Annotated in this window: 5 protein-coding genes and 2 pseudogenes; 6 read left to right on the top strand and 1 reads right to left on the bottom strand. The window is 67.5% G+C overall.

Annotated elements, in window-relative coordinates; genetic code table 11:
* The 3 genes and pseudogenes from AB0N06_RS38295 to AB0N06_RS38305 form a co-directional block, all read left to right on the top strand.
* Positions 1 to 318: pseudogene (locus AB0N06_RS38295) on the top strand (phosphotransferase); the annotation flags it as partial.
* Between the two features lie 98 nt (positions 319 to 416).
* Positions 417 to 932 carry a DUF1269 domain-containing protein gene (locus AB0N06_RS38300; protein WP_366139292.1) on the top strand — a complete coding sequence of 172 codons (516 nt, stop codon included), beginning with the start codon at positions 417 to 419 and terminating at the stop codon, positions 930 to 932.
* Positions 933 to 1,196: 264 nt separating this feature from the next.
* Positions 1,197 to 1,774, top strand: a pseudogene (locus AB0N06_RS38305) (MFS transporter); the annotation flags it as partial.
* Positions 1,775 to 1,857: 83 nt separating this feature from the next.
* On the opposite strand, the gene AB0N06_RS38310 reads toward AB0N06_RS38305, so the two are convergent.
* Positions 1,858 to 2,265: a hypothetical protein gene (locus AB0N06_RS38310; RefSeq protein WP_366139293.1), complete on the bottom strand. Its 408-nt coding sequence runs from the start codon at positions 2,263 to 2,265 to the stop codon at positions 1,858 to 1,860.
* A gap of 78 nt (positions 2,266 to 2,343) precedes the next feature.
* Here AB0N06_RS38310 and AB0N06_RS38315 point away from each other — a divergent pair, with 78 nt between their 5' ends.
* The 3 genes from AB0N06_RS38315 to AB0N06_RS38325 form a co-directional block, all read left to right on the top strand.
* Positions 2,344 to 3,165, top strand: a complete 822-nt coding sequence (locus tag AB0N06_RS38315; RefSeq protein WP_366139294.1) for a helix-turn-helix transcriptional regulator — start codon at positions 2,344 to 2,346, stop codon at positions 3,163 to 3,165.
* Positions 3,162 to 3,410, top strand: coding sequence for a DUF397 domain-containing protein (locus tag AB0N06_RS38320; RefSeq protein WP_366139295.1), 249 nt, complete (start codon positions 3,162 to 3,164; stop codon positions 3,408 to 3,410). The genes AB0N06_RS38315 and AB0N06_RS38320 overlap by 4 nt, the downstream gene beginning before the upstream one ends.
* A gap of 11 nt (positions 3,411 to 3,421) precedes the next feature.
* Positions 3,422 to 3,613, top strand: a 192-nt coding sequence (locus AB0N06_RS38325; RefSeq protein ID WP_366139296.1) for an AAA family ATPase, incomplete at its 3' end; no start/stop codon positions are given.

The following is a 3,613-nucleotide window of genomic DNA, read 5'->3' on the forward strand; positions in this document are numbered from 1 at the left end:
GAGGGCTGGACCGCCGTGGTGCAGGACGTGGTGTTGGGGGAGGAGTTGGCCGCGTACGTCGGTCTCGTACGGACCCGGCCGCTGTACGTCGTCGTCCTCGCCCCCGAGTCGCGAGCCGTTGCCGCGCGGGAGGCCGGGCGGGGCAAGAACGGTTACGGGGCCGGGTGGACGGTCGAGTCGTTGGACCGGGTGCTGCGGGAGGAGACACCGCGGATCGGGCTTTGGCTGGACACGACCGGGCAGAGCGTGGAGCAGACGGTCGACACGGTCCTCACGGAGCTCGGCCGGGCGCGGGTGGTGGGAGCGGCGGAGAGCTGAAGCGGCTGGACGGTTAACATATTCGGAACGAATGTCTTATTTGATAATAGTTCCTCTATAGTTGGTGCGGTAAGGCACCACGAGGAGGAGTCAGCCGCATGAGCAATCTGTTCGTCATCGCCTACGACGATCTCGCCACCGCAGACCAGGTCCGGGACAAGCTGCTGTCCATGAACCGCGAGCACCTTGTCGAACTGGAGGACGTCGTCGTCGTCGAACGGCGTGCGAAGGACGGCAAGATCAAGCTGCATCAGGCCGTCAACCACGTGGGTGCCGGTGCCGCGGGCGGCGCGCTGTGGGGGAGCGTCATCGGGCTGCTCTTCCTCGTGCCGTTCCTCGGTGCCGCGGTGGGCGCCGCAGCCGGCGCCGCCGGAGGGTCCGTCGTCGACACCGGTGTCAACGACGACTTCATGAAGGAGCTGAGCACCAATCTCCGGCCCGGCGCCGCCGCCGTCTTCGTGCTCGTCAAGACGTCCGTCCGCGACAAGGTCGTCCCCGAGATCGTCAAGTTCGGCGGTCAGCTCGTGCAGACCTCGCTCAGCAACGAGGACGAGGCGCAGCTGCGGGAAATGATGAAGGAAGCGCTCAAGGACGAGACGACGATCGCCTCCTGATCTCCGGACCGTACGAGAGAAGGCGACCACCCTGCGCCGTGCGCAGGGTGGTCGCCTTTCGTATGTGGGGACCTGGTGCGGATTCGAATCGTTAGAAATCGCCGTGAGTGACCCCGGGTTCGACCCGGCTCTGCGCGGGAAGCTGCGCAATGCGACTGCCATGCCGCGTTCACCATCGGCTTTGCGGTCCTACGACCAACGGACGGGCGGCGGACCACCTCACGACAGGGGCCAGATGAGATCTTGCCCCTTACTCTTGGGCTCATGAGTGCCCTGGAACCGCGTGACAACGTCGGTGTCTCGCCCCTGTCGCCGCTGAATCCGTAGGGGTGCTCGGGCGGACCTATCGGGCGCTGAGTATCGGCATCGTCTCCGTCGTGTTCCTGATCGCGTTCGAGGCGACCGCCGTGGAGACCGCGATGCCGGTCGCCGCCCGTGAGCTGCGTGGCATTCCGTTGTACGCGTTCGCTTTCTCCGCGTACTTCACGACCAGCCTCTTCGCCATGGTGCTTTCGGGGTAGTGGGCGGACCGGCGCGGGCCGCTGGCGCCGCTCGCCACCGGGATCGGTGCCTTCGGGGCCGGTCTGCTGCTGTCGGGGACGGCGGGCAGCATGTGGATGTTCATCGCCGGGCGGGCCGTGCAGGGGCTCGGTGGCGGGCTGGTGATCGTGGCGTTGTACGTGGTGATCAGCCGGGCCTATCCGGAGCACCTGCGGCCGGCGATCATGGCCGCTTTCGCCGCGAGCTGGGTCGTCCCGTCCGTCGTCGGGCCGCTCGCCTCCGGCAGCGTGACCGAGCATCTGGGCTGGCGCTGGGTCTTCGTCGGGATTCCGGTTCTGGTGGGGCCGGCGGCCATGGGCCGGGTACGTCGAAGTCATCCGAGATGAGGGTGTGATCCGGTTGTGCGGCCCCACCTGTGCCCGCCTCACCGCTCCTCCGGGGCCAACTGCGCCATCACCAGCCCGTACAGCAGTTCCACGTCCACGAACTCCCCTTCCTTTGGCGGCCCGTACCGCCAGCTCAGTGGATACGTGTTGCCGTCGGGTGCGGGGATTCCCACGTACTGGTCACGGGCGGCCGGCCCGAAGCACCTGGCACCCGGCGGCCAGTCGTGCTCCTTGCTCGACCCGGGCGGGATCAGGAAGTACATCCATCGGCCGCCCGCGATCTCCCGTACGACCGGGCCCGGTTCGCCCTCGGTGAGGGTTCCGAGGTGGTGCAGCACTGCGTCGCCCCGTACGCCGCGCAGCCGGATGGCGTCGAAGTGGATGCCGGTCAGGTGGAGGTGGAGTCCGGCGGACGGTACCCAATCGGGGTGCTTCTTGCTCGTCATGACTATGAGGATTCCCTTGGCTGCGTAGCGTGACCAGAAGGGCGCGATCCACATCGACGGGATGTAGGGAGGGTGGTGATGGCTGTGGGGACCAGTGGTGAGCCGTCGCAGGTGCGGAGGCTTGTGGGGGACCTGATACGTATTCATCGGGTACGGGCGGGGTTCACGCAGAAGGACGCTGCGGACCAGTTGTTGATCTCGGAGTCGCTGATGGGAGCGGTTGAGCGAGCGGAGCGCATTCCGACGCTGGAGCTGCTGGCCGACGCGGACGGGGTGTTCGTCGCGGGCGGTGCGTTGAAGGCGTGCATCGAGCTGATCGACGAGGAGAAGTACCCGGCGAAGTTCCTGGACTGGGCGCGGCTGGAACGGCAGGCACGGGTCATCAGCGCGTACGAGACGATGCTGATTCCGGGGCTGCTCCAGACGGAGGCGTACGCGTACGCCCTGTACCGGGCACGCAAACCCGCGTACACCGAGGACGAGATCGTCCGGCACGTCGAGGCGCGGCTGGAACGGCAGACGGTGCTGATGCGCACGCCTCCGCCGTACGTCGGGTTCGTCATCGAGGAGTCGATCCTGGACCGGACGCTCGGCGGCGCGGAGGTGCTGAAGGAGCAGTTGCTGCATCTGCTGGAGTGCATGGGGCGGATGAACCACCTCACGGTGCAGGTCATGCCGTCGGATCAGCACACGCACGCGGGCTTGAACGGGCCGATGCAGTTGATGTGTACGGCGGAAGGCCGCAATCTGGTGTTCGCGGAGAGCCAGGGCGGCGATAGGTTGATCGCCAGGCCGGAACAGGTGGGTGACACGTTCGACCTCTTCGGCATCCTGCGGGCGCAGGCGCTCAACCCCTGGAAGTCGGCGGAGATCATCGAAACGAAGGCGAGGCAACTGTGACCACCGGGCCCGAGCTCTTCTGGTTCAAGTCCAGCTACAGCAACAACGAGGGCGGCGCCTGCGTCGAAGTCGCCTACGACTGGCGCAAGTCCAGCTACAGCGGCAACGAGGGCGAGGCGTGCGTGGAGGTTGCCACCTGCCCCCACACCGTCCACGTCCGCGACTCCAAGGTCGTCGACGGCCCCACCTTCGCCGTCGCCCCCGCCACCTGGACCGCCTTCCTGGCGGGCGCCGTCGCGGGCTGACCGCGATCGTGTTGCGAGCCGCTGATCCCGGCCCCGCCGTCGTCCTCATCACCGGCGTGATGGCCGCCGGGAAGTCCACTGTTGCCCAGGCCCTGGCCGAGCGGCTGCCGCGGGCCGTTCATGTGCGGGGGGACGTCTTCCGGCGGATGGTGGTGTCCGGGCGGGCCGAGATGGTGCCGGGGGCGTACGAGGAGGCCGTGGCG

Origin of the sequence: Streptomyces sp. NPDC051020 (assembly GCF_040683105.1) — a bacterium.
GTDB lineage: Bacteria > Actinomycetota > Actinomycetes > Streptomycetales > Streptomycetaceae > Streptomyces.

What these genes read in the sequence shown, in the direction of transcription:
- AB0N06_RS38300 (WP_366139292.1), top strand. Translation starts at nt 417, where the DNA reads ATGAGCAATCTGTTCGTCATCGCCTACGACGATCTCGCCACCGCAGAC.
- AB0N06_RS38310 (WP_366139293.1), bottom strand. Translation starts at nt 2,265, where the DNA reads ATGACGAGCAAGAAGCACCCCGATTGGGTACCGTCCGCCGGACTCCAC.
- AB0N06_RS38315 (WP_366139294.1), top strand. Translation starts at nt 2,344, where the DNA reads ATGGCTGTGGGGACCAGTGGTGAGCCGTCGCAGGTGCGGAGGCTTGTG.